Origin of the sequence: Kitasatospora sp. NPDC127060 (assembly GCF_042724935.1) — a bacterium.
In the GTDB taxonomy this organism is placed as follows: Bacteria; Actinomycetota; Actinomycetes; order Streptomycetales; family Streptomycetaceae; genus Kitasatospora.
Map to the genome: position 1 here is coordinate 1 of NZ_JBHXEG010000105.1, position 24,164 is coordinate 24,164.

Below are 24,164 nucleotides of genomic sequence, written 5' to 3' on the forward strand. Positions count from 1 at the left end.
TTGTGTATTTTTTCTGGGGTTTCCCCACCCGGGTCTCCCGATTGTTTTGGTGGGTTCTTGTTTCTCTGCGCGGTGCCGGTTGGGCCCCCGCCGCGGTATCGCGACCCGGGGGCGGGGCCCAACAGATTCGGCTCCGGTCAGGCGTCGAGCTTCTCCTGCTCGCGCTCGGCCTGAGCGGCCTTCTTCGAGGCCATCAGGCTGGTCACCGTCGTCACGGCCAGCACCACCACGATGAAGCCGAGCGAGAACGGGATGCCGATCTCCGGGACGTGGGCGCCGGCCTCGTGGGCCGCGTGCAGCACCAGCTTCACGCCGATGAAGCCGAGGATCACCGACAGGCCGTAGCTCAGGTGGACCAGCTTCTTCAGCAGCCCGCCGATCAGGAAGTACAGCTGGCGCAGGCCCATCAGGGCGAAGGCGTTGGCGGTGAAGACCACGTACGGGTCCTGGGTGAGGCCGAAGATGGCCGGGATCGAGTCCAGGGCGAACAGCACGTCCGTGGTGCCGATCGCCAGCATGACGATCAGCATCGGGGTGATCAGCCGGCGGCCGTTCTCCCGGACGAACAGCCTGGTGCCGCGGTAGTCCTCGGTGGACGGGAAGCGCCGGGTGATCGACTTGAGCAGGCGGTTCTCCTCGAACTCCTCCTCTTCCTCGTCGGCCCTGGCCTCCTTGATCAGCTTCCAGGCCGTCCAGATCAGGAAGGCGCCGAAGATGAAGAACACCCAGGAGAACTGGGTGACCAGCGCCGCACCGCCGGCGATGAACACCGCCCGCAGCACCAGCGCGATGATCACACCGAACATCAGCACGCGCTGCTGGTAGATCCTCGGCACCGCGAACTTGCCCATGATCAGGATGAACACGAAGAGGTTGTCGACGCTGAGCGACTTCTCGGTGATGTAGCCGGCGAAGAACTCACCGGCCGGCTGCGCGCCGGAGTGCCACCAGAGGAAACCGCCGAAGAGCAGCGCCAGCACGACCCAGACGACCGTCCAGATCCCGGCCTCCTTGATCGAGACCTCGTGCGGCTTGCGCCCCCCGATGAAGAAGTCCGCCGCGATCAGTGCGATCAGCACACCGATCGTGGTGGCCCACATGGTTACGGAAACGTCCATTACTGCTCCTCCGGCAGCCAGGCGAGACAGGTCGTCACTGCCGGAGGTCTCTTCCGCCCATCGGGCCAGCGCCCCGGGGTGCCACGACGGGCACCCGTGATGACGGGGTCGACTGTCGAGGAATACTCCCCTCCGCTGCCATCGAGAGTAACAGGGGAGGCAAGGAAAGGTAAAGAAGGTAAAGAACTGTCAGAGGAACGGCTCGATCGCCGGCAGCAGGTCCTGGAAGGTCCGCCCCTTCGCCGGGGCGCCGATCGCCTGCATCTCCCAGCCGCCGCTGCCGTCCCGGACCACCTTCGCCATGATCTGCCCGGTGTGCGGCCCGCCGCCCGCCAGCTCGTACCGGGCCAGCTCCACCCCGGTGGCCTCGTCCACCAGCCGGCAGTGCGCCTGACGCACCTCGGCGAAGGTCTGCCCGGTGTACGAGCTGACCGTGAACACCACCTGGGTGATGTGCGGCGGCACGTGCATCAGGTCGACCAGGATCGCCTCGTCGTCCTCGTCCCCCGAACCGCCCTCCAGGTTGTCCCCGGTGTGCCGCACCGAACCGTCGGTGGACTCCAGGTGCTGGAAGAACACCACGTCGGACGGGGTCTTCTCGGCGTACAGCAGTGCCGAGGCGTCCAGGTCGATCTTCCTGGTCCGGCTGCCGAACAGGCCCCGCTTCGGGGCGGCCTGCCAGCCCAGCCCCATCCGCACCACGGTCAGGGTGGCGCCCGCCCCCTTCTGGAGACTCACCCGCTGCCCCTTGGCCAGGTTCACCGACACGACGTTGTCCTCTCTGCCGGCCACGCGGTCGCTGCCGCACGGCTCCCCGGTGGAACACCCCGTCGCCGTCCCCCGGCTGAGGCCCCCTCTGCTGACGGCCCGCAACCCCGTCCCGAGGGCGCGGTGCCGCAGGCCAGCCTAGGGCCTGCGGCACCACCGTCTCCCCCACGTTTCCCTGTTTGTGGCAAGGATGAGACACCTCCGCGCGGCTGACCCCCGCGCGTACGGGGAAAGGCGGCGCCCCGACGGTGTGCCTACGCCACACCGGCCTCGCGCATCTGCCGCAGCTCCTTCTTCAGCTCCTTGACCTCGTCGCGCAGCCGGGCCGCCACCTCGAACTGGAGGTCCGCGGCGGCCGTGTGCATCCGGTCCGTCATCTCCTGGATCAGCTCGGCCAGCTCGGCGGCCGGCAGCGACTTGGCCGGCTTGCGCTCCCCGCCCAGCATCGGCACCGGGGCCTTGCCCTTCCCCTGGCCCCGGTAGCCGGTGGAGAGCAGCTCGTCGGTGTCCACGTCCTCGCGGGCCAGCGTGTCCAGGATGTCGCCGATCTTCTTCCGCAGCGGCTGCGGGTCGATCCCGTGCTCCTTGTTGTAGGCCTGCTGCACGGCCCGGCGGCGGTTGGTCTCGTCGATCGCCTTCTCCATCGACGGGGTGATCCGGTCCGCGTACATGTGCACCTGGCCGGAGACGTTGCGGGCGGCGCGGCCGATCGTCTGGATCAGGGAGGTGCCGGAGCGCAGGAAGCCCTCCTTGTCCGCGTCCAGGATCGCCACCAGGGACACCTCGGGCAGGTCCAGGCCCTCGCGCAGCAGGTTGATGCCGACCAGCACGTCGTACCGGCCGGCCCGCAGCTCGCGCAGCAGCTCCACCCGGCGCAGGGTGTCCACGTCGCTGTGCAGGTACCGGACCCGGATGTCCAGGCCCAGCATGTAGTCGGTGAGGTCCTCGGCCATCTTCTTGGTCAGCGTGGTGACCAGGACCCGCTCGTCCTTCTCGACCCGCTTGCGGACCTCGTGCACCAGGTCGTCGATCTGGCCCTCGGTCGGCTTGACGATCACCTCGGGGTCGATCAGACCGGTCGGGCGGATGATCTGCTCGACCTGCCCGTCGCCGCGCGACAGCTCGTACGGGCCCGGCGTCGCCGACAGGTACACCGTCTGGCCGATCCGGCCCAGGAACTCCTCCCACTTCAGCGGGCGGTTGTCCATCGCGGACGGCAGCCGGAAGCCGTGCTCGACCAGGGTGCGCTTGCGCGAGGCGTCGCCCTCGTACATCGCGCCGATCTGCGGGACGGTGACGTGCGACTCGTCGATGACCAGGAGGAAGTCCTCCGGGAAGTAGTCCAGCAGGGTGTTCGGCGCCGAGCCGGGCTCACGGCCGTCGAAGTGCATCGAGTAGTTCTCGACGCCCGAGCAGGTGCCGATCTGGCGCAGCATCTCGATGTCGTAGGTGGTGCGCATGCGCAGCCGCTGGGCCTCCAGCAGCTTGCCCTGCTTCTCCAGCTTGGCGAGCGTCTGCTCCAGCTCCTGCTCGATGCCGGTGATCGCCCGCTCCATGCGTTCGGGGCCGGCCACGTAGTGCGAGGCGGGGAAGACGTAGGTCTGCTCGTCCTGGCTGATGATCTCGCCGGTGAGCGGGTGCAGGGTGTACAGCGACTCGATCTCGTCGCCGAACATCTCGATCCGGACGGCCAGCTCCTCGTAGACCGGGAAGATCTCGATGGTGTCGCCGCGGACCCGGAAGGTGCCGCGGGTGAAGGCCACGTCGTTGCGGGCGTACTGGATGTCCACGAAGCGGCGCAGCAGCACGTCGCGGTCGATCTCCTGGCCGACCTTGAGCGGGACCATCCGGTCCACGTACTCCTGCGGGGTGCCGAGGCCGTAGATGCAGGAGACGGAGGCGACCACGATCACGTCGCGGCGGGTGAGCAGCGAGTTGGTCGCCGAGTGCCGCAGCCGCTCGACCTCCTCGTTGATCGAGGAGTCCTTCTCGATGTAGGTGTCCGTCTGCGGGACGTACGCCTCGGGTTGGTAGTAGTCGTAGTACGAGACGAAGTACTCGACCGCGTTGTTCGGCAGCAGCTCGCGGAACTCGTTCGCCAGCTGGGCCGCCAGGGTCTTGTTCGGCGCCATCACCAGCGTGGGGCGCTGCAGCTTCTCGATCATCCAGGCCGTGGTGGCCGACTTGCCGGTGCCGGTGGCACCGAGCAGCACGACGTCCTTCTCCCCCGCCCTGATCCGCCGTTCCAGCTCGGCGATCGCCGCCGGCTGGTCACCGTTCGGTTGGAAGGGACTGACGACCTCGAAGGGCGCCACGGACCGCTCAATACTCGTGATGGGACGCACGCTTCCAACCGTACGGCCCGGCACTGACAACCGGCGCCGTTCCGCTCAGGCCGAGGAGCAGCGGACGCAGGCGGGGTACCAGGGGACGGGCGTGAGGATGCGGTGGTGGCGGCAGGAGGCGGCCATGACCTCGGCGGGCTCGGCGGGCTCGGCGGGCGGGCCGGGGGCGGGGCGGAGGGCGGTCAGCAGGCGGCGCAGGGCCCGGAGGTCGGCCTCGGCGTGCGCGGGGTGGTGGCCCAGCTCGTCCCAGCGGTGGCGGGTGAGGGCGAGGTCGACGACGTCGAGGGCGAAGGCGCGGCCGCGTTCCGGGTCGGGGCCCCAGTCGAGCTCGTCGAGGTCGAGGCCGACCGCGCCGCGGCCCATCAGGTACTGGTCCTGGCCGGCCAGCTCGGCGGCGAAGGCGTGGTGCCAGTCCTCCCGGGCCAGGGCGGTGACCGCGAGCATCAGGACCTCGACCAGCTCCTCGGTGGCGCCGTTGCCGAGTTCGAGCTCGTGGCCCCCGCCCCGGAAGGAGTTCACCCCAGCTTGGCGCTGTCGCGGGCGAGGGCGACCAGGCGGGAGACGGCGCGGAGGTACTTCTTGCGGTAGCCGCCGCGCAGCATGTCCTCCGGGAAGACCTGGTCGAAGGGCAGGCCGGAGGCGGTGATGGGCAGCTCGCGGTCGTACATCCGGTCGGCGAGGACGACCAGGCGCAGCGCGGTGGACTGGTCGTCGACCTGCCGCACGCCGCGCAGGCAGACCGCCGAGACGTCGTCCAGCAGCGCGCCGTAGCGGCTGGGGTGGACGGCGGAGAGGTGGGCGAGCAGCGCGTCGAAGTCGTCCAGCGAGGCGCCGGGGGTGCGGGCGGCGGCGGCCTCGACGGCGTCGTCGGCGTACGGCGGCGGGGCGTCGGGCAGGCCCCGGTGGCGGTAGTCCTGGCCGTCGATCCGCATCGGGCGGAAGTGCGCGGACAGGCCCTGGATCTCGCGCAGGAAGTCGGCGGCGGCGAAGCGGCCCTCGCCGAGCTTCTCCGGCAGGGTGTTCGAGGTGGCGCACAGCTTGACGCCGTTCTCGACCAGCCGGCCGAGCAGGGTGGAGACCAGCACGGTGTCGCCCGGGTCGTCCAGTTCGAACTCGTCGATGCACAGCAGGGTGTGCCCGGAGAGGGTCCGGACGGCCTGCTGGAAGCCGAGCGCGCCGACCAGGTTGGTCAGCTCGACGAAGGTGCCGAAGGCCTTGGGGCCGGGGGCGGCGTGCCAGAGCGAGGCGAGCAGGTGGGTCTTGCCGACGCCGTAGCCGCCGTCGAGGTAGACCCCGGCCGGGCCGGTGGGCGCGGGGGCGGAGCGGCGGAACCAGCTGCGCTTGGGCGCGGAACCGTTTCCTCCGCCGAGGGTCGCAGCGAACTGCTCCAGCACCTGGACGGCCTCGTACTGGCTGGGCTGGGTCTGGTCCGGGATGTACGTCCCGAAGCTCACGTCGGCGAACCGGGGCGGCGGGACCATCTCGGCGACCAGCCGCTCGGCGGGCACGACGGGGCGGCGGTCGGTGAGCGCGATCGGGGCGCCGGCCGGGCTCGCGGCGGCTATCGACTCGGTCGCGGTGGCGGGGCGGGAGGCTGCGGGCACGTTAGTAGAGGGTACGCCCCGCCCCCGTCCCCTCCGAACCGCCTCCCGGCCCCCCTCGGCGGGCCCGCGGTGGAACACTGAGGGCATGCAACAGTTGATCAGCCCGCTGGGCGCTCCGGTCGCGGATCCGTCCGACCTGGAATCGCTCGCCGCCGTCTACGCGTACCCCGACCAGGTGAATCGGGGGCGCCCCTGGCTGCGCGCCAACATGGTGGCCGGGCTGGACGGCGGGGCGAAGCTCGACGGACTGTCCGAGGGGCTGTCCGGCGACGCCGACAAGCGGATCTTCGGGGTGCTGCGGGCCCTGTCGGACGTCGTGCTGGTGGGTGCCGAGACGGTCCGGGCGGAGGGCTACCGGCCGGCCCGGGCCCGCCGGGAGTTCGCGGCCGCGCGGGCGGCGGCGGGGCAGTCCGCGGCCCCCGCGATCGCGGTCGTGAGCCGCTCGCTGAACCTCGACCTGGGTGCGCCGCTGTTCACGGAACCGCTGGTCAGGACGGTGGTGATCACCGTCGAGGACGCCCCCGAGGAGCGCCGCCGGGAGGTCGCCGCGGTGGCCGACCTGGTGCTCGCCGGGCGCGGCTCGGTGGACCTGCGGGCGGGTGTGGCGGCCCTGGTGGAGCGGGGCTGGACGCGGCTGCTGACCGAGGGCGGGCCGCGGCTGCTGGGCCAGCTGGCGGCGGCGGACCTACTGGACGAACTGTGCCTGTCGCTGGCCCCGCTGCTCACCGGCGGCGACGCGCCGCGCATCGTCCGCGATGCGGAAATGCCTGACGTGCAGCGGATGCGGCTGGTCTCATTGATCGAGCAGAAAGGATTCCTCTTCACCCGCTACCTGCGTCACCTGGGTTCGGATGACCCCGTGACCCCCCGATCGTGATCCCGTTATGCGATGCCGGGGCCCGGGGGCCGGCCACTGGAAGGGACTCACGTGTTCAAGACGGTACTGATGATCGAAAAGGCGCTCTCGGACGCGGACGTGGAGCTGGTCACCACGCTCCACAGCGACGAGAAGGTGTCCTTCGTCGTCCTGATGCAGCCGCGCGGCAAGCAGGACGAACTGCTGCGGGCGCTCGACGACGTCGCCCTCGGCCACCTCGACAAGGTGGTGCACGAGCACGACGAGTCCGAGGGCGGCCCGACCGTGGCCGGCGAATCGCTCGAGCACAGCCTGCGCCACCTGCGCCGGGCCGGGGCCGAGGCGATCGGCGAGCTGGTCGAGGAGAAGCCGCTGGACCGGCTGCGCGCGGCGGTCGAGGAGCACCGGGCCGACGAGGTGGTGGTGCTCACCTCACCGCACTTCGTGGAGGAGTTCTTCCACCGCGACTGGGCCTCCCAGGCCCGCCACAAGGTGGGGGTGCCGGTGCTGAGGCTGTTCGCCAGCGACTCGTAGCTCCGTGTGGCACCGCGCGCCGGTGGTGCAGAATCGTCCTTGCGGTCCGTCCGCGAGGACGATTCGCGCGTCTCGTACGCGTCCCACCTCTCGCGCGTCCCGCACCCCGCCGGACCCATCTGCCCACACCGCCATCGCCCGTACGGAGCCACGCCTTGAACGACGCCGCGCACGACCTGCACGCCCCGCACTTCATCGGCATCGGCGGCGCCGGGATGTCCGGCCTGGCGAAGATCCTCGCAGTGCGCGGTGCCAGCGTCTCCGGCAGCGACTCCAAGGAGTCCGAGACCGTCCTCGCGCTGCGCGCCCTCGGCGCCGCGGTGCACGTCGGCCACGCCGCCGAGCACGTGCCGGACGGCGCCAGCAGCATCGTGGTCTCCAGCGCGATCCGCGCCGACAACCCGGAGCTGGTCGCCGCCCACGAGCGCGGCATCCCGGTGGTGCACCGCTCCGACGCGCTGGCCGCGCTGATGGGCGGCCGCCGGGCGCTGGCGGTGGCCGGCACCCACGGCAAGACCACCACCACCAGCATGCTCGCCGTCGCCCTCGGCGAGCTGGGCCTGGAGCCGTCCTACGCGATCGGCGGCGACCTCGACGCCCCCGGCTCCAACGCCCACCACGGCACCGGCGAGATCTTCGTCGCCGAGGCCGACGAGAGCGACCGCAGCTTCCACAAGTACGCGCCCGAGGTGGCGATCGTGCTCAACGTGGAGCTGGACCACCACGCCAACTACGCCTCGATCGACGAGATCTACGAGTCCTTCGAGACCTTCGTCGGCCGGATCACCCCCGGCGGCACCCTGGTGGTCTCCGCCGACCACGACGGCGCCCGGGAGCTGACCGCCCGGGTGGCCGGCCGCGAGGGGCTCAACGTGGTCACCGTCGGCGCCGCCGAGGACGCCGACCTGCGCGTCCTGTCCGTCGTCGCCCACGGCATGACCAGCGAGGTCACCGTCCTGCTGGACGGCGCCGAGCTGACCTTCACCGTCTCGGTGCCCGGCCGGCACTACGCCCACAACGCGGTCGCCGCGCTGGCCGCCGGCATCGCGCTGGGCGTCCCGGCCGCCGACCTGGCCAAGGCGCTCGGCGCCTACACCGGCGTTCGCCGCCGCCTGCAGCTCAAGGGCGAGGCGGCCGGCGTCCAGGTGATCGACTCCTACGCCCACCACCCGACCGAGATGACCGCCGACCTGGAGGCCATCCGCGAGGGCCTGGAGGGCGAGGGCCGGGTGCTGGTGGTCTTCCAGCCGCACCTGTTCAGCCGCACCCAGCAGCTCGCCGAGGAGATGGGCCAGGCCCTGGCCCTGGCAGACGCCTCGGTGGTGCTGGACATCTACCCGGCCCGCGAGGACCCGATCCCGGGCATCACCAGCGAGCTGATCATCGACGCCGCCCGCCGGGCCGGCGCCGACGTCACCCCCGAGCACGACTTCGCCGCCGCCCCCGCCCTGCTGGCCGGCCTGGCCCGCCCCGGCGACCTGCTGCTCACCATGGGCGCCGGCGACGTCACCAACCTGGGCCCAGAAATTCTGGAGCACCTCGCGAACGTTGCCTCCAACGTCTGACGTACGCCGAGCGGGAGTCGTGATGAGCTACGAGATCGAGAAGACCGAGGCCGAGTGGCGCGCCCAGCTCAGCCCCGAGGAGTACCACGTGCTCCGCGAGGCGGGCACCGAGCGGCCGTTCGTCGGCGAGTACACCGACACCAAGACGGTCGGCGTGTACGGCTGCCGGGCCTGCGGGGCGGAGCTGTTCAGCTCCGAGACCAAGTTCGACAGCCACTGCGGCTGGCCCTCGTACTACGCGCCGCTGGCCGAGGACCGGGTCGAGTACATCGAGGACAGCACGCTCGGCATGCGCCGGGTCGAGGTGCGCTGCGCCAAGTGCGGCGGGCACCTGGGGCACGTCTTCGAGGGCGAGGGCTACGGGACGCCGACCGACCAGCGGTACTGCATCAACAGCATCTCGCTGACGCTGCGGCCGGCCGAGTAGCAGCTTGTCGTTGCGGGCCCGGACGGTCTCCGTCCGGGCCCTCGGTCTGTCCTGGCCCGACTTTCCGGCTCCGGCCGTCCGGCTATCCGGCTCCGGCCGTCCGGCTATCCGGCCAGCGGTGCGAAGCGGACCGGCAGGTGCACCAGGGCGCGGTGGAACGGGCCCGGGCGCCAGAGCAACTCCTCGGCCGGGGTGGCGAGTTCGAGGTCGCTGAGCCGACTGGTCAGCTGCTCGATGGCGGTGATCGCGATCAGCAAGGCCGGGTCACGGGCCGGGCAGGCGTGCGGGCCGGCCGCCCAGGCCAGGTGGGCGCTCTCGCCGCTGCGCAGCCCGTCGCCGTCGGTCGGCGGCGCGGCCTGGGAGTTGGCGGCCGCGTACGAGACCAGCACCAGCGAGCCCGCCGCGATCTCGCGGCCGTGGAAGGTGATGTCGTAACGCGGGTAGTGGGCGGAGAGGTTGGCCAGCGGCGGCTCGTGCCACAGCACCTCGTCGATCGCCTGGTGCGCGGTCATCGCGCCGCCGAACAGCGAGCCGGCGTAGCGGGCGTCGGTGAGCAGGCGCAGCAGGGCGTTGCCGATCAGGTTGGTGGTCGGCTCGTGCCCGGCGATCATGGTCAGGGTGACCTGCCGGATCACCTCGTCGTCGTCCAGCCCGACCGGGTGGGTGACGAACCAGGAGGCGAGGTCGTGCCGGGGGCGCTCACGGCGCTCGGCGACCATCGCGGTGACCACCGCGACGAGCTTCCCGTACGCGGCGCCGGCCTTCGCGGTGGACTCGATCAGCCCGGTGATCGCGGCGACCACCTCGGCGTGCTCCTCCTCGGGCACCCCGAACCAGGTGGTCAGCACGAAGGCGGGCAGCTGGCGGGCGTACTCGGCGATCAGGTCCGCGCTGCCGACCGCCGCGAAGCGGTCGATCAGCTGGTGGGCGGCCTCGGCGACCTGGCGCTGGAGCCGGTGCGGTTCGAACAGGGCGAGGCCGTCGGTGATCACCGCCCGGTAGCGGGCGTGCGTCGCGCCGTCGCTGAACAGCGCGGTGGGGCGGTAGCCGAGCACCGGAAGCAGCGGGGAGTTCGGCGGGACGGTCGCCTGCCAGGCACGGGAGTCCTTGGAGAAGGTGTCGGTGTCGCGCAGCAGGTCCAGGGCGGCCTGGTAGTCGGTGACCAGCAGGGCCTCGACCCCGGGGGCGATCTCCACCGGGGCGACGGCGCCGTGACGGCGCAGCCGCTCGTACACCAGCTGGGGGTCGGCGGCGAAGACCGGGCCGTAGATCGGGGTCGGTCGGGTTTCGGTGGTCACTGTCCCTCGTGGGTGTCGAGGCCGACGGGCAGGGTGTCGAGGACGTGCTCGGCCAGCGCGATCAGCGCGTCGATGCTGCTGCCGCGCTCTCGGGCGTCGCACAGCAGCAGCGGCGTCGCCGCGTGCAGGTCCAGGTGGGCGCGCAGCACCTCGGGCGGGTGGGCCGGGGAGTCCGGGAACCGGTTGACGGCGACGGCGTACGGCAGGCCCTGCTCCTCGACCATGTCCATGATCTCGAAGGAGTCGGCCAGCCGGCGGGTGTCGGCCAGCACCAGGGCGCCCAGGGCGCCGCGGGCGATGTCCTGCCAGAGCGGGAAGAATCGCCGCTGGCCGGGGGTGCCGAACATGTAGAGCACCGTGTTGCCGGGCAGGGTGAGCCGGCCGAAGTCCACCGCGACGGTGGTGGTGGACTTCTCCGGCAGACCCGCCAGGTCGTCCACCGGCCGTCCGGTCTCGGTCATCGCCTCCTCGGTGTGCAGGGTGGCGATCTCGGAGAGGGTGCGGATGAGCGTGGTCTTGCCGACCCCGAACGGGCCGGCGACCAGGAGCTTCATCAGCGTCTGGTCCCGGTCGGGCAGGTAGCCCACCCGGCTCGGCCGCCCGGCGGGGAAGCCGGGGCCGGGCTCACCGGAGCGCACGGAGTCCAACGAGGAGCCTCTCGACGATGGAGCGGTCGGTCTGCTGGGCGCGCGGGATCGGCGCGCGGGCGTGCAGGCAGCCCGCCTCGACCAGGTCGGCCGCCAGGAAGACGGTGGCGCTGACCGGCAGGCGCAGGTGCGCGGCGGCCTCCACCACGGTCAGCGCGCCGGGACGCAGCAGCTCCCAGAGCCGACGGTGTTCGGGTTCGAGGTCGGCCGGCGGTTCCGCCCGGTCGGCCCGGTCGGCGAACAGGACGGTCAGCCGCTCGAAGCCCTCGGTGCCGGGGCGGGCTCGGCCTCCGGTGGCCAGGTAGGCGGGCACCATCCGCCTGCGGGGGACGGCGGTCATGCGCCCACCTCGCTTCGCTCGGCAGGGGCATCCGCCCACGCGCACCTGCTGACGATTCGCTCGCTGCGCTCGCTCATGACCCGGCGGGGGCGCCCTGCGACCCGGTGACCCGCCGCCCGGTGCGCGGTCCCGCGGTGGCCGGCGAGCCGGCGCCCTGCTGCCGGGACGGGCTCGCCAGCGCCCGGCCCAGGGCGGCGACCTGGAGCTGCATCTGGTAGGCCACGTTGCCGAGTTGGGCGTCCGGGGCGGTGAACACGGCGAGCGAGGTGTTCTCCCCGGCGGGGACGACGATGGCGTAGCCGAGGTCGGACTCCACCACGGTCTGGGCCAGCCGCGGCCGCTCGGTGTCGGTGAAGGCGGTGGTGAAGGCGCGGGCGGCGGCGTGCACGGTGGCCGTCATCGCGGCGACCCGCTCGGCGGAGGCCCGGCCGAGGCCGTCGGAGGCGGCCTCGACCAGGCCGTCACCGGTGGCGACCACCGCGTGCAGCACCCCCGGCAGCTCCAGCAGCGGGCTCAGCACCCAGGAGATCTCGTCGGTGGCGGTCGGGCTGGGCGAGCTGCTCACTGCTCTGCTCCTTCTAAGGTCGGTCCGGTGGTGCGGTCGCCGGTGCTGCTGCTCGTGCCGGTGCCGCGGGTCGCGGCGGTGCTGCCGGTCGCGGCGGTGCTGCCGGTCGCGATGGTCTCGCCGGTCGTGGACGTCGGGGCGGTCGTAGAAGCCGTGGCGGCGGTGGCGCCGGGCTCACGGGCTCCGGCGGTCGCAGTGCTCCCGGCACTCCCGGCGCCGCCGGGGACGGCCTGCGCCGCGGCGGCCCGGCCGGAGTCGGTGCCGCGCTGCAGCGCCTGCCAGTGGGCGGCGGCCTGCTCGGGGCTGCGGACGTACGGTGCGGGCCGCTCCCCCGGGCCGTCCGCGGCCCCGGCCGCCGGTGCCCCCGGGGCCGTGCCCGGCTCCTCGGCGGCGAGCGGACGGCGGCGGCGCCGGCTGGGCAGGCCGCTGCCGTCCCCGTCGGGGCCGGCGCCCGGCTCGGGGTCGGGCACCACGTGGATGGCCGGCGCCGGGTGCGGGCCGGGCTGGTTGTGGCGGTCGGCGAGCACCGGTGCGTCCTGCTCGTCGGCGTCGCGCATCGGCGGGACGGCCGCGACGGCGGGCGCCTGGGCCGGGCCGTTCCCGGCCCGCAGCGGCAGCGGGGTGAGCACCGACAGCGGCTGTTCGTCGTCCACCGTCGTCACCAGCGCGGCCGGGATGCGCAGGATGGTCCGCATGCCGCCGTACGGCGAGGGCTCGATGTGGCAGGTGAAGCCGTACTGGCGGGCCAGCTTGCCGACCACCGCGAAGCCGGTCTTGGGTGGGTTGCCCAGCTCGGTGAGCAGCACGTCCGACGGGCCGGCCAGCAGCCGGCGGGCCCGGCGCAGCTGGTCCTCGTCCATCCCGATGCCGCTGTCGTCGACGATCACCAGCGCGCCGCGGCCGCCCTGCTGGACGGTCACCGGGACGTCGGTCTCCGGGTGGGAGTAGGCGGTGGCGTTGGCGAGCAGTTCGGCGATGGCGATGGCGATCGGCTCGGCGGCCCGGGCGACCACGGCCAGCCGCTGCTCGCGCAGGTGGTTGGCGACCTTGATCCGGGCGTAGCCGGGCACCCGGGAGAGCGCGCCGACGACCACCTCGGCGAGCGGGGAGTCGGTCCGGGCCAGGCCCGGCCAGGCCTCGCAGAGCACCGCGACGGTCTGGATCCGGCGCAGCGCGACCTCGTTGCGGAAGTCGACCTCCAGCAGCCGGGGGTCGTCGTTGTCGTGCTGGAGCTGCTGGACCAGGCTCTGGATCTGGTACAGCAGGGTCTGGATCCGGGAGGTGGCGCCGCGCATGGCGGCCCGGGCGGCGGCGTCGACCCGCTCGCGCTCGTCGGCGAGGGCCGCGGTGGTGGCGTCCAGGACGGACTGCAGGGCCCGGACGCCCGCGGGGCCGACGGCCTGCGCGTCCAGCGGGCCGACCGCCGGGGCGTTGGTGTGGGTCAGCCGGACGGCGGTGGCGGAGACCCGTTCCTGGGCGAGGTGGCCGATCTCGGCGAGCAGCGCGGCGGCGCGCCGGTCGGCGGCGGCCAGCCGGGCCTCGGCCTCCTGGGCGCGGGCGTTCGCCTCCTCGACACCGGCGTTCGCCTCCTTGGCCCGGGCGTTGGCGGCGGCGCCCCGTTGGTCGGCGGCCCGGGTGTGCTCCTCGGCCCGCCGGGCCTGCTCGGCGGCGTTCCGCACGGCCTCCTGGGCCTCGTTCAACTGTCGTTCGGCGCGGGCGAGTTTGGCCTCCGCGGCGCGGGCCTGCTGCGCGTCGTGGCCGAGCGCGGCCTCGGCGGCCACCGCCCGGCCGACGGCCTTGGCCCGGCTGCGGGAGAGCACGACCGTGGCCGCGGCGGCGACCAGCGCCAGGGCGATCAGCGCGATCTGCGTCATCGGAGTCCTCGGGTGTCCTTGCTGCTGGGCCAGGGCCGTCGCCCCGGAGTTCGGGCTTCGGGCTTCGGTTCCGGGCGGGAGCGGGGAGCGCGGGTGCGGAGCGGGGAGCGGGGGTGCGGAGCGGGGGTGCGGAGCGTACGAGCGACTGCCGGTGCCCCGGGCCGTCAGCTCCCGGCGGCGCGCGGACGCGGGATGCGGGCGGAGTCCTCGGCCAGTTCGCGGGCCACCAGGGCGACCTGGCCCATGGCGTCCAGGATGCCGGGCAGCTCCGAGCCGTCCAGGTGCCGGTACTCGGCCGCGACGGTGAGCACCAGCCGCTCGGGCAGGCCGAGTTCGGGGTGGCGCTGCTCGGCGATGACCCGCCGGGCGGCGTCCAGCGCGGGTATCCCGGCGGCGTGCAGATCGTGGGCGCGCTCGCGGACGTACGCCAGGTAGCCGATGTGCTCCTGGACGCCGTCGCGGTCGAGCACCGGGCCGTGGCCGGGGACGAAGATCTCCGCGCCGGTGGCGAGGGCCTGTTCGCAGGCGCCGATGACGTTCTCCAGCGGGCCGGCCCAGTGCGAGGGGTGGTCGCCGGGCTGCTCGGGGCTGGAGGAGAAGATCACGTCGCCGGTGAACACCGCGCGCTGGTGCGGGAGGTGGACCATCAGGTCGCCGCCGGTGTGGGCGGCTGGCAGGCTGGTGATCTGCACCGGGTAGCGGCCGACCTTGAGCTCCAGCTCGCCGGTGAAGACGGTGTCCGGGTGCACCGGCTCGGTGGTGGACCAGTCGAAGCGGCCGAAGTGCTCCCGGAGGTAGCCGCCGAGCGGGGAGTCCGGGTCGCTGTTGGTGAGCAGGGCGTGCTGCTGCTGGGGGGTGGGCTCCCAGTGGATGTGCTCCAGCGCCTCGCGGGTGGCGATCACCTCGGCGTCCGGGAGCACCCCGGCGCCCCACAGGTGGTCGCCGTTGGCGTGGGTGACGACCACCCGGTCGATGTCGACCCCGGTCGGCAGCAAGCGTCGGCTGGCGGCCAGGAACTCCCCGGCCAGCGAGGGGTCGTACGGGGTGTCGATCCAGAGCGCGGTGGCCTCGGAGGCCAGCAGGCCGCAGTTGGCCAGGCCCCAGCCCCGCTTCGGGGGGAGCCACACATACAGGTCCTCGGCAATCGCGCTCACGTTCGCACGGTTGATCGTCATGCGCGCGATTATGCCCATGTTGTGTCAGGGATGGGGCAAAAGCTGTACGACCGACTGGAGTTCATGCCCCGGTCTCTCCCGCACTGTCCGGATTCGCACCGCGTGGTCGAGACCAATCGTCTCACTGTTCGGGACGACTGATGGACGCTTCACCCCGGAACCCGGACGGCACGTCGGACCGCGGCGCGGGCAGGACCCGGCAGACCTCGACCGTGACGTCCACCGTGTCCAGGCCGATCACCCGCCCCTCCACCGCGACGAATCCTTTCTCCCCAGAGCGGAACAGCACCGCCAGCGGGGAACTCCGGTTCGCCGAGGTCAGCGCCTCCACCGCCATCGCCGAGCCGAAGGCGAACACCCCGCAGAGCACCACGCAGGGCGCGTGCCGGGGCGTGCGGGTGACGAAGATGAAGCCGTGGTCGCGGACCAGTTCACCGGTCGGGCCGTACAACGCCTCGAAGGTCATCCCACCCCAGCGGGCGCGGGCCGCGTCCGGGTACTCGACGGCGAAGTCCGGGAAGACCGCGTCCAGCACGCCGCCGGAGTAGGAGTTGACGCTCGGACCGCCGATCGAGAAGGTCGGCATCCGCGGATCCTGCGCCCCGGCCACCACCAGCTCGATCGTCGCCTTGCGGTTGACCTTCCGCAGCAGGTCGGTCAGCTCCGCTATCGCCCGGGCCTCGGCCATCGGCACGAACAGCACGTTCTTCGGCCCGCGGCTGGTCAGCTGGCAGCCGTCCGAGGTGACGGCGAACTCCGCCACCTCCAGGCTGGGGATGACGATCTGCACCCGGCCGTACGGCGCCAGCATCGCCCGTAGGAAGCCGTAGCGCAGGAACAGCCTGGTACGGGCGAGCGAGCGGGCCGCGAGGAAGCCGATCACGGCCGGAACCGATGCGATCAGCACCTGCAGCAGGATCTCCATATGATCCCCCTGGAGGAAGACTCGACCACGAACTGTGTGCCCTGGTCATGTCCCCGCCCCTGGCTGGAAATACCCCCTAGACGGCGATCGGAGAGCGGCGGCCACCGCGCCGGCCGTCACCCCAGCCGCTTGATCCCCTTCCGCTCCCCCGCGCAACGCTCGTACCCCAGCCAGGCGTTGATCGCCAGCATCGGCGCATTGGTGGTGTCGTTGCTGGTGTACGCGCGCCGGTAGCCCGCCGCCGCAGCGAGCCGCAGCGACTCCAGCTTGGCCAGCTTGCTCAGGCCGCGGCCGCGGAACTCCCGGCGGCAGGCGGTGAACCCGGACCAGTAGCGGTCCACCCCGTCGGTCTGCGCCAGGGTGAGCGCGGCCGGCTCGCCGTCCACCACGGCGACCGTCGTCAGCCCCCGGTCGAGGTCCGGCCGGGCCCAGTCGCCGCGGAGCCACGCCTCGTACTCCAGGGCGTCCATCGGCACCTCGCCCGGCTCGTCCCGGATCGCGTCCGCCTCCACCAGGTACAGCGGGCGCGGGTCGTCCGCCCAGTCGGTGGCCGGGCGCAGCTCCACGCCGGCCGGCAGCGGCGGCGCGGGCGGCAGCGGCAGCGTCAGGTCCCGGCCGCCGAACTGCGCGGAGCTCCGCAGCTCGTAGCCCCGGGCGGTGCCGAAGGCCAGCGAGGCCGGCTCGTCGTCCAGCCAGGTGTGCAGTTCGGCCACCCCGTGGCCGCTCAGGTGGCGTTCGGCCGCGGCCAGTAGCGCGGTGGCCGCGCCGCGCCGGCGGAACTCCGGCAGCACGCTGCCGTTGGCGTAGCCGACGCCGGTGGCCGTCGTCCCGAGCACCACCCCGCAGCGCACCGCGCCGACCACCCGGCCGTCCAGGTCGGCCACGAAGGTACGGAAGTGCTGCTCGGGATCCTGCCGGGCGTTCAGCCAGAGCAGGGCCTCGGCGGTCATCACCAGGTGCTCGCGCCCGGCCCGGTGGGCGGCGGCCACGGCCCCGGCGTCGTCGGGGCGGAAGTCACGGATCGTCAGTGCGTTCTCAGTCATCGGTCCGCACGGTAGCCGCACGCACCCGGCGCCGCCTCCGGTTTTCGCCGCCCCGGAGCCGTACCCCACCTGTGGGAACGGTCCCGACCAGGGGTTGGAATCCCTGATCACCAGGACGGCAAGCTCAAATAATGCTCTGAGAAGACCGGGTGAGGCTTGGCAGCCACCCCGCCCGGGGACATCCTCAGCAGCACGGCCGCGCGGTCCTGGCGACGACGCCCGCACCGCCCGAAGGCCTCCCCGTCCAGCCCTCCGAAGGGGGCGAACCGATGACTTCCCCTGCCCTGAACCTGTCCGACGCCGCCGGCGTCGCCGCCGGTGTAGCCACCGTCGGCGCCGCGCCCCGGCTCGGCATCGGCCTCGGCTGGCGCAGCGAGATCGACACCGTGGTCGAGCGCCAACCCGGCCTGGACTGGGTCGAGGTGGTCGCCGAGAACATCTGCGCCGACCACCTGCCCGACTCGCTCACCGCCCTGCGCGGACGCGGCGTCACCGTCGTCCCGCACGGCGTCGGCCTCGGCCTCGGCGGCGCGGACCGGCCCGACCCGGACCGGCTCGACCGGCTCGCCGGGGCGGCGCTCGCGCTCGGCTCCCCGCTGGTCACCGAGCACCTGGCGTTCGTCCGGGCCGGCGGCCTGGAGGCCGGGCACCTGCTGCCCGTCCCTCGCACCCGGGACTCGCTGCGGGTGATCGCCGAGAACGTCCGGATCGCCCAGGACCACCTCCCGGTGCCACTCGCGCTGGAGAACATCGCCGCCCAACTCGCCTGGCCCGACGACGAGTTCACCGAAGGCGAGTTCCTCGCCGAACTGGTCGCGCGCACCGGCGTCCGGCTGCTGATCGACGTCGCCAACCTGCACACCAACCGGGTCAACCTCGGCACCGACCCGGCCGCCGAACTCGACCGGCTGCCGTTGGAGGCGCTCGCCTACGTGCACGTCGCCGGTGGCACCCTGGTCGACGGCGTGTGGCACGACACCCACGCCCACCCCGTCACCGAACCGGTGCTGGAGGTCCTGGCCGAACTCTGCGCGCGGGTCGCACCGCCCGGCGTCCTGCTGGAACGGGACGCCGACTTCCCGCCGCCCTCCGAACTGGCCGGTGAACTGGACGCCATCCGCCGGGTGCTGGAGGGGAGCACCCCGCGATGAACGACCTGGACCTCGGCGAGGTCGAGCTCAGCCCGGCCCGGGAGCGCCTCGCCCGGCGCCAGACGGACCTGCTGGCCGCCCTGGTGGCCGGCGGCCCCGTCCCGCCCGGCTTCGACCCGGACCAGGTCAGCGCCCAGTCCACCGGCCTCGCCGCCAAACGGCGCGACACCACCGCGAAGGTCGCCCCCGACCTGCCCCGCCTGCTCGGGGCGGAGTACGGGCCGCTCTTCCTCCGCTACGCCCGCACCCACCCGCAGACCGGCGGCTACCACGCCGACGCCCGGGCCTTCGCCACGTGGGTGCTCACCGACGGCGGCCCGCCCGCCGCCGACCACCGCCGCGCCCTGGAGCACTGGCTCCACCCGGCACCACCGCCGGCCGGACCGCTCGCCCGGCTGCGCCGGGCCCTGCGCCGCCACTGAACCGACGTCTTCCCGGGGGAACCGCCCATGTGGCACAACAGCTACTTCCTGATCCCGGCCGCCCTGCTGATCGCGGCCGCCCTGTACGCCTCACAGACCCGGCAGCGGGTCCGGCACGTCCCGAAGCCGCAGGGCCTGCCCGGCCGCGGCCTGCCGCTGCTGGACACCGCCTTCCTCGCCGGCGGCCCCGGCCGGGTCTTCGACACCGCGCTGGTCCGGATGCACCTGAGCGAGCAGGTCGTGATCAACCGCGCCGGCCTGGTCACCCTCACCGGCTCCAAGCCCTACGACGCCGTCGACCAGGCGGTCCACGACGCCGTCGGCCCGACCGGCAGCCGGGCCCTCGGCTCGCTGCGGCGCGCGGTCACCCGGTCGGCCGCCGTCCAGGAGATCGGCGACCGGCTCGCCGACCGCGGCCTGATGCGCCGCCCCGAGCGGCTGCGCCGGGCCCTCCTGGCCCGTCGGCTGCTCTGGCTCGCGATGCTGGTCGTCGTGCTCTCCGCCGGGCTCGCCCTGCTGCTCGACGACCACGAGGCCGGCTACGACCGCGCCAACCTCTGGTACCCCGGCCTGTTGCTGTTCGTCGGCGCCGTCACCCTGCTCACCAGCATCCCGGCGAACGGCCGGGTCACCCCGGCCGGGCACCGCCAGCTCGGCCTGATGCAGGGCAGCACTCCGTGGTCGCCCAGCTCCGGCGTCTCGCCCCGGCTCACGGGCGGCGCGATGCTCGGCGCGGTCGCCCTCGGTGGACTGGCCGCGGCCTCGCTGGACAACCCGGAGCTGGAGGCCGCGATGCTGGCCGCGGTCGCCGAGGAGGAGGCGGTCCGGCGGGCCTCGTCCTCCTTCCTCTCCTCGTCCTCGTCTTCGTCCTCCTCCTCGGCCGCGGTCTCGTCGAGCAGCTCCTCCTGCGGCGCCCCGGTCAGCTCGTGCGGCGCCTCCTCCGACTCGGGCTCCACCCACCACCACTCCTCCTGCGGCTCCTCGCACCACTCCTCCTGCGGCTCCTCGCACCACTCCTCGTGCGGCTCCTCGCACTCCAGCAGCTGCGGCTCCTCCCACTCCAGTTGCGGGAGCAGCTGCGGTTCGAGCTGTGGCAGCAGCTGCGGCGGCTCCTGACGTCACAGTTCGGTATCGCGCTCCCGGAAGCCGTTCCGCACGCCACGGCCCCAGGCATAGAACAAGCCCATGTGGTTGCTGTTCCTGATACCGGCCTGTGTCGCGGCGGTGCTCTCCTGCCTCCGGCTGGTGCGGATGGCCGCCACCGCCGACGCCCTCGCCGACCAGGAGCGGCTACGCCCACCGGAAGCCGTCGGCATCGGGCTGTACGAGACGGCGTACCTGGCCGGCGGCCCGGACCGGGTGGTCGAACTGGCCCTCGTCCTGATGGCCGGCCGCGGTCGGCTGCACCTCGCCCACACCGGCTGGACGACGGTGGTCGACCCCAGGGGCCGCAGTCGGCTGGAGCGCGCGGTGATCGCCACCGTCGGTCCCGAGGGCCAGTGCCGCACGGACGACCTGCGCCGGGCGATGGGCGAGCACCCCACCGTGCTGGAGATCGGCGCCCGGCTCTCGCTGGCCGGGCTGGCCACCCCGGCGCTGGTCCAGCGCAACACCGTGGCGGTGGTCCGCCACGTCCGGCACGCGATGCTGCTGACGGTGGTGCTGCTGGCCGCCGCGCTGTCCGTCAGCGGCTTCACCGGCGGTGACACCGTCGCCCCGCTCGCCTGGTTCTCGCTGCCGCTGGTGCTCACCACGGGCACCCTGCTGATGGCCCGGGTCGACGTCTACCCGTACACCCGCTGGGCCTCCCCGATCGGCCAGGAGGTCCTCCGCGAGGTCCGCCCCGCTCGCCAGCACGGCCTCGTCGACGACGAGGAGCGCGAACTCCTCACCGCCGTCGCCATGAACGGCCCCGCCGCCCTCCCCGACCCCCGTCTCCGCGCCGCCCTCCGTCCCCACCGCACCTGACATGCCGGAACGGGGCCCGCCGAAGCGGACCCCGTTCCGGAAGAACGCGTCAGACCAGGCCGTTCAGCAGCTCGCTCACCGGCTTGCGGCGGCCGGTGAAGAACGGCACCTCCTCGCGGACGTGCAGGCGGGCGCGGGAGGGGCGCAGGTCGCGCATCAGGTCGACGATGCGGTGCAGTTCGTCGGCCTCGAAGGCGAGCAGCCACTCGTAGTCGCCGAGCGCGAACGAGGCCACCGTGTTGGCCCGCACGTCGGGGTAGCCGCGGGCCATCTGGCCGTGCTCGGCGAGCATCGCGCGCCGCTCGGCGTCCGGCAGCAGGTACCACTCGTAGGAGCGGACGAACGGGTAGACGCAGATGTAGTCGCGCGGCTGCTCGTCGGCGAGGAAGGCCGGGATGTGCGACTTGTTGAACTCGGCGGGGCGGTGCAGGGCCATGTTCGACCAGACCGGCTCCAGCTGGCGGCCGAGGCCGGTGCGGCGGAAGCGGTTGTACGCCTCCTGGAGGTCGTCCGAGTCCTCGGCGTGCCACCAGATCATGATGTCGGCGTCCGCGCGCAGCCCGGACACGTCGTAGGTGCCGCGGATCGTCACGTCCTTGGCGTCCAGCTGCGCGAACAGCTCGTCCACCTCGGCGGCGAGGGCGGTGCGGTCCTCGGGCAGGGCGCCCTTGAGCTTGAACACCGACCACATGGTGTAGCGGATGACCTGGTTCAGGTCGCGCGCCTTCTTCTTCTCGGGCCGCTGCTCGGGCTCCCGCTCAACGCTCTCAGTCATGCGCCCATTGTCCTCTCCGTGGAACCGTCCCCGGTCGCCGGGGTCAACAGTCTGTCGATGTGCCCGCCGACGGCCGCCGCGGCGGCGGCCGCCGAACCGATGCAGGCCGGGATCCCCACCCCGTCGTACGCGGCGCCGCACAGCGCCAGCGCCCCCACCCCCCGGGCCGCCGCCCGCACCCGGGCCACCCGCTCCGGGTGACCCACCGGGTACTGCGGCAGACCGGCCGTGAAGCGCGACACGAAGGTGTCGTACGGCCGGGCGGTCAGCCCGATCGCCTCCTCCAGGTCCGCCAGCGAACGGGCCACCAGCTCCTCGTCCGGCAGCTCCAGCACCGCGTCCTCGCGGTGGCGGCCGAGCGAGGTGCGCAGCAGGAAGGCGTCCGGGGCGGAACGCTCCAGCCAGCCCCACTTGTTGGAGGAGAAGGTCGAGGCCTTGATCCGGCGGCCGTCCACCGGCGGCACCAGGAAGCCGCTGCCGCGGGGCGGCTCGGCCAGGTCGGCCCGGCGGAACGCCAGGGTGACCAGTGCCATGCCCGCGTACTCGACGGCGTCCAGCTCGGCGGCGGCCGCCGGGGCGTCCGCGCGCAGCAGCCGGGCCGCGGCGGGCGCCGGCACGGCCAGCACCACGGCGTCGGCGGTCAGCACCTCGCCGCCGGCCACCACCCGCCAGCCCCCGGGGGTGCGGCGCAGTTCCTCCACCGGGGTGTCGGTGCGCAGGTCCACGCCCGCCTTCACGCAGGCCGCGGCCACCGCCTCGGGCAGGGTGCCGAGGCCTCCGCGCAGGCCCTGGAACACCGGGGTGCCGGCCACCTGCGGCCGGGACGCCAGCTCGTGCACCCCCGCGACCAGCGAGCCGCCGCCCTGGGCGATCGGCAGCAACTGCGGCACCGCGGCGCGCAGCGAGATCTCCTCGGCGCGCCCGGCGTAGACGCCGCCCAGCAGCGGCTCGACCAGTCGGTCCACCACCTCCTGGCCGAGCCGGTCGGCGACGTAGCGGCCGATCGCGACGTCCGCCCCGACCTCGGTGGCCCGCTCGTGCCTGGCCCGGTCCAGCCCTTCGGCACTGAGCACCCCGGAGGCGGCCAGCGCCTCCAGGTCACCCGGGACGCCCATCACCTGCCCGCCGGGCAGCGGCCGCAGCGCGCCCCTGGTCCAGATCGCCGCCTTAGCGGTGGTCGGCGGCTCCAGCTCGTCCCCCAGCCCGACGGCCCGCGCCAGCTCCACCGCCTCCGGCCGCCGCGCCAGCACCGACTCGGCCCCGAGGTCCACCCGGACCCCGCCGACCTCGCCGCCCCACAGCTTGCCCCCGACCCGCCCGGACGCCTCCAGCACCGTCACCCGAGCCCGCGCGGCTCCCCCGGCCGCCCCGCTCAGGAAGGCGGCCGCAGCCAGCCCCGCGATCCCACCACCGACGACGACGACCTGTGCATCCGACATGCCTCGCAGTCTCGCAGGTCTTTACGCCGGACCCTCAATCCGCTGCACACCGGAGGTCGATCGCGACAGGGAACGGCACCGGGCGTTCGAGCGTGCCCCGGAAGATCCCGGCCGGCGCGTAGGCGGAGACGGCCCTCCTCAACACGAAGACGGGTACGACCGGCTGCCCGCTCTCGTCCTCGACGGTCCAGCGGTGCGGGATGCCGGCCCGGGCGTACTTGCCGAGCTTGACCCCGTGATCACGGCGTTCCGACTCCGGTGAGACCACCGTCCGGGGCCTGCGCGTCCAGCGCTGCGGCCAACCGCGACGCGATCCGGTCGTGCCATGACCACGTGAGTGTCAGCCGGAAGACCAGCGCCCGACGCGGGGCGCGTACATCTGGTCCGGGAGCTCATCCACAGGCCCGAAGTAGTGGATCTGCCACGCTCCGTAGGATTCTCGTCATGGAACCGATCATGGTGAGTGCATGTCTGGCCGGGATCCCCTGCCGGTACGACGGGCGGGCGAAGACCTCTGCCGGTGCCGTGCGGCTGGTGGCGGAGGGGCGGGCGGTCGTGGTGTGTCCGGAGGGGGCGGGTGGGTTGCCGACACCGCGGCCGGCGGCGGAGATCGTGGGCGGGGACGGGGCGGACGTGCTGGACGGGCGGGCGCGGGTGGTGGACGCGACCGGGGCGGACCGCACCGGGGAGTTCGTGGCCGGGGCCCGGGCGGCGCTGGCGGCGGCGGAGGCCGCGGGGGCGCGGCGGGCGGTGCTGATGGCGCGCAGTCCGTCCTGCGGGTGCGGGCAGGTCTACGACGGGTCGTTCTCCGGGGAGCTGCGGCCGGGGGACGGCGTGACGGCGGCGTTGCTGCGGCGGGCGGGGATCGAGGTCACCGCCGGGTAGGTCGTGGCCGGCTCCGCGCCGAGCCGGGATGGACTCGCGATCCGCCGGGCGTGTCCGTCCGGCAGGCGCTTGCGTCCGACGACAGGAACTGTCAACGGACTTGGGGAGGGCCCGGGAATGGGCGGACGGGCGAGAGGCGGGGCGCCGGGGGCGGCGCTGGCCGCGGTGGCGCCGTTCCTGCTGGTGCTCGGGATACCGACGGCACCGGTCCACCGGTACTGGCGCCGGACCCGCCCACGCCCCGTCGCCCCGGCCGAGGAGGCCGAGCCCGAGCCCGCCGGCGCCGAGGAGGGCTGACCGGACCGGTACGCGGCGGTGGGGGGGGGGCCGCGGCCCCCGGGCCCCCCCCCCCCCCCGGGCCCGCGGCGCGCGGGCCCGGACACACACCCCCACAACCCCCCGAGCCCCCGGCCCGGCCCCGCGGACAAAAACACAAGAGC

24 protein-coding genes and 1 pseudogene are annotated in these 24,164 nt (G+C 73.4%); 9 read left to right on the forward strand and 16 right to left on the reverse strand.

The window, feature by feature from the left end:
- Positions 1-137: 137 nt before the first annotated feature.
- The 5 genes from ACFWIS_RS36405 to zapE form a co-directional block, all read right to left on the reverse strand.
- Positions 138-1,118 carry a TerC family protein gene (locus tag ACFWIS_RS36405; protein ID WP_380461846.1) on the reverse strand — a complete coding sequence of 327 codons (981 nt, stop codon included), beginning with the start codon at positions 1,116-1,118 and terminating at the stop codon, positions 138-140.
- 189 nt (positions 1,119-1,307) lie between these two features.
- Positions 1,308-1,886 carry a TerD family protein gene (locus tag ACFWIS_RS36410; protein WP_380461847.1) on the reverse strand — a complete coding sequence of 193 codons (579 nt, stop codon included), beginning with the start codon at positions 1,884-1,886 and terminating at the stop codon, positions 1,308-1,310.
- 254 nt (positions 1,887-2,140) lie between these two features.
- Positions 2,141-4,231 carry an excinuclease ABC subunit UvrB gene (gene uvrB / locus ACFWIS_RS36415; protein ID WP_380461848.1) on the reverse strand — a complete coding sequence of 697 codons (2,091 nt, stop codon included), beginning with the start codon at positions 4,229-4,231 and terminating at the stop codon, positions 2,141-2,143.
- 45 nt (positions 4,232-4,276) lie between these two features.
- On the reverse strand, positions 4,277-4,750 hold the full coding sequence (locus ACFWIS_RS36420; protein ID WP_380461849.1) for a hypothetical protein: 474 nt from the start codon (positions 4,748-4,750) through the stop codon (positions 4,277-4,279).
- Positions 4,747-5,796 (reverse strand): cell division protein ZapE, encoded by a 1,050-nt coding sequence (zapE, locus tag ACFWIS_RS36425; RefSeq protein ID WP_380461869.1) that lies wholly within the window; start codon positions 5,794-5,796, stop codon positions 4,747-4,749. Before zapE ends, ACFWIS_RS36420 begins: the two co-directional genes overlap by 4 nt.
- 124 nt (positions 5,797-5,920) lie before the next feature.
- On the opposite strand from zapE, the gene ACFWIS_RS36430 reads away from it, so the two are divergent.
- From ACFWIS_RS36430 to msrB, 4 genes are all read left to right on the forward strand, one after another.
- Positions 5,921-6,712, forward strand: a complete 792-nt coding sequence (locus tag ACFWIS_RS36430) for a pyrimidine reductase family protein (RefSeq protein ID WP_380461850.1) — start codon at positions 5,921-5,923, stop codon at positions 6,710-6,712.
- Positions 6,713-6,763: 51 nt separating this feature from the next.
- Positions 6,764-7,225 (forward strand): indole-3-glycerol phosphate synthase, encoded by a 462-nt coding sequence (locus ACFWIS_RS36435; RefSeq protein WP_188308921.1) that lies wholly within the window; start codon positions 6,764-6,766, stop codon positions 7,223-7,225.
- A 155-nt stretch (positions 7,226-7,380) separates the two neighbouring features.
- Positions 7,381-8,790 carry a UDP-N-acetylmuramate--L-alanine ligase gene (murC, locus tag ACFWIS_RS36440; protein ID WP_380461851.1) on the forward strand — a complete coding sequence of 470 codons (1,410 nt, stop codon included), beginning with the start codon at positions 7,381-7,383 and terminating at the stop codon, positions 8,788-8,790.
- A gap of 22 nt (positions 8,791-8,812) precedes the next feature.
- Positions 8,813-9,217, forward strand: a complete 405-nt coding sequence (msrB, locus tag ACFWIS_RS36445; RefSeq protein WP_380461852.1) for a peptide-methionine (R)-S-oxide reductase MsrB — start codon at positions 8,813-8,815, stop codon at positions 9,215-9,217.
- A gap of 104 nt (positions 9,218-9,321) precedes the next feature.
- Here msrB and ACFWIS_RS36450 read toward each other — a convergent pair whose 3' ends face one another.
- The 8 genes from ACFWIS_RS36450 to ACFWIS_RS36485 all read right to left on the reverse strand — a co-directional run bounded on the left by ACFWIS_RS36450 (position 9,322) and on the right by ACFWIS_RS36485 (position 17,084).
- Positions 9,322-10,515, reverse strand: coding sequence for a cytochrome P450 (locus tag ACFWIS_RS36450; RefSeq protein ID WP_380461853.1), 1,194 nt, complete (start codon positions 10,513-10,515; stop codon positions 9,322-9,324).
- The gene (locus ACFWIS_RS36455; RefSeq protein ID WP_380461870.1) at positions 10,512-11,069 is read right to left on the reverse strand and encodes an ATP/GTP-binding protein; all 558 of its coding nucleotides are present in this window, start codon (positions 11,067-11,069) and stop codon (positions 10,512-10,514) included. The genes ACFWIS_RS36450 and ACFWIS_RS36455 overlap by 4 nt, the downstream gene beginning before the upstream one ends.
- 70 nt (positions 11,070-11,139) lie before the next feature.
- A complete protein-coding gene (locus tag ACFWIS_RS36460) occupies positions 11,140-11,502 on the reverse strand; it encodes a DUF742 domain-containing protein (protein WP_380461854.1) in 363 nt (120 codons plus the stop codon).
- A gap of 73 nt (positions 11,503-11,575) precedes the next feature.
- Complete coding sequence (locus ACFWIS_RS36465; protein WP_380461855.1) at positions 11,576-12,067, reverse strand: roadblock/LC7 domain-containing protein; 492 nt, start codon at positions 12,065-12,067, stop codon at positions 11,576-11,578.
- The gene (locus ACFWIS_RS36470) at positions 12,064-13,941 is read right to left on the reverse strand and encodes an ATP-binding protein (RefSeq protein ID WP_380461856.1); all 1,878 of its coding nucleotides are present in this window, start codon (positions 13,939-13,941) and stop codon (positions 12,064-12,066) included. Before ACFWIS_RS36470 ends, ACFWIS_RS36465 begins: the two co-directional genes overlap by 4 nt.
- A gap of 164 nt (positions 13,942-14,105) precedes the next feature.
- Positions 14,106-15,116 (reverse strand): MBL fold metallo-hydrolase, encoded by a 1,011-nt coding sequence (locus ACFWIS_RS36475; protein WP_380461857.1) that lies wholly within the window; start codon positions 15,114-15,116, stop codon positions 14,106-14,108.
- A gap of 121 nt (positions 15,117-15,237) precedes the next feature.
- A complete protein-coding gene (locus tag ACFWIS_RS36480; RefSeq protein WP_380461858.1) occupies positions 15,238-16,041 on the reverse strand; it encodes a hypothetical protein in 804 nt (267 codons plus the stop codon).
- Positions 16,042-16,157: 116 nt separating this feature from the next.
- Positions 16,158-17,084, reverse strand: a complete 927-nt coding sequence (locus ACFWIS_RS36485) for a GNAT family N-acetyltransferase (RefSeq protein ID WP_380461859.1) — start codon at positions 17,082-17,084, stop codon at positions 16,158-16,160.
- 269 nt (positions 17,085-17,353) lie between these two features.
- Here ACFWIS_RS36485 and ACFWIS_RS36490 point away from each other — a divergent pair.
- The 3 genes and pseudogenes from ACFWIS_RS36490 to ACFWIS_RS36500 all read left to right on the forward strand — a co-directional run bounded on the left by ACFWIS_RS36490 (position 17,354) and on the right by ACFWIS_RS36500 (position 20,625).
- Positions 17,354-18,657, forward strand: a pseudogene (locus tag ACFWIS_RS36490) (DUF692 domain-containing protein).
- A gap of 27 nt (positions 18,658-18,684) precedes the next feature.
- Positions 18,685-19,773 carry a TIGR04222 domain-containing membrane protein gene (locus tag ACFWIS_RS36495; protein WP_380461860.1) on the forward strand — a complete coding sequence of 363 codons (1,089 nt, stop codon included), beginning with the start codon at positions 18,685-18,687 and terminating at the stop codon, positions 19,771-19,773.
- 69 nt (positions 19,774-19,842) lie between these two features.
- On the forward strand, positions 19,843-20,625 hold the full coding sequence (locus tag ACFWIS_RS36500; protein ID WP_380461861.1) for a TIGR04222 domain-containing membrane protein: 783 nt from the start codon (positions 19,843-19,845) through the stop codon (positions 20,623-20,625).
- A 49-nt stretch (positions 20,626-20,674) separates the two neighbouring features.
- Here ACFWIS_RS36500 and hemQ read toward each other — a convergent pair whose 3' ends face one another.
- The 3 genes from hemQ to ACFWIS_RS36515 are packed head-to-tail and all read right to left on the reverse strand — an operon-like array spanning position 20,675 to position 23,107.
- Positions 20,675-21,400: a hydrogen peroxide-dependent heme synthase gene (gene hemQ, locus ACFWIS_RS36505; RefSeq protein WP_380461862.1), complete on the reverse strand. Its 726-nt coding sequence runs from the start codon at positions 21,398-21,400 to the stop codon at positions 20,675-20,677.
- Complete coding sequence (gene hemG / locus ACFWIS_RS36510; RefSeq protein ID WP_380461863.1) at positions 21,397-22,839, reverse strand: protoporphyrinogen oxidase; 1,443 nt, start codon at positions 22,837-22,839, stop codon at positions 21,397-21,399. Before hemG ends, hemQ begins: the two co-directional genes overlap by 4 nt.
- Positions 22,840-22,873: 34 nt before the next feature.
- Positions 22,874-23,107 (reverse strand): hypothetical protein, encoded by a 234-nt coding sequence (locus ACFWIS_RS36515; RefSeq protein WP_380461864.1) that lies wholly within the window; start codon positions 23,105-23,107, stop codon positions 22,874-22,876.
- Between the two features lie 176 nt (positions 23,108-23,283).
- Between ACFWIS_RS36515 and ACFWIS_RS36520 the strand changes: the two genes are divergently transcribed.
- A complete protein-coding gene (locus ACFWIS_RS36520; RefSeq protein ID WP_380461865.1) occupies positions 23,284-23,724 on the forward strand; it encodes a DUF523 domain-containing protein in 441 nt (146 codons plus the stop codon).
- 117 nt (positions 23,725-23,841) lie between these two features.
- Positions 23,842-24,021 (forward strand): hypothetical protein, encoded by a 180-nt coding sequence (locus tag ACFWIS_RS36525; protein WP_380461866.1) that lies wholly within the window; start codon positions 23,842-23,844, stop codon positions 24,019-24,021.
- Positions 24,022-24,164: the final 143 nt, after the last annotated feature.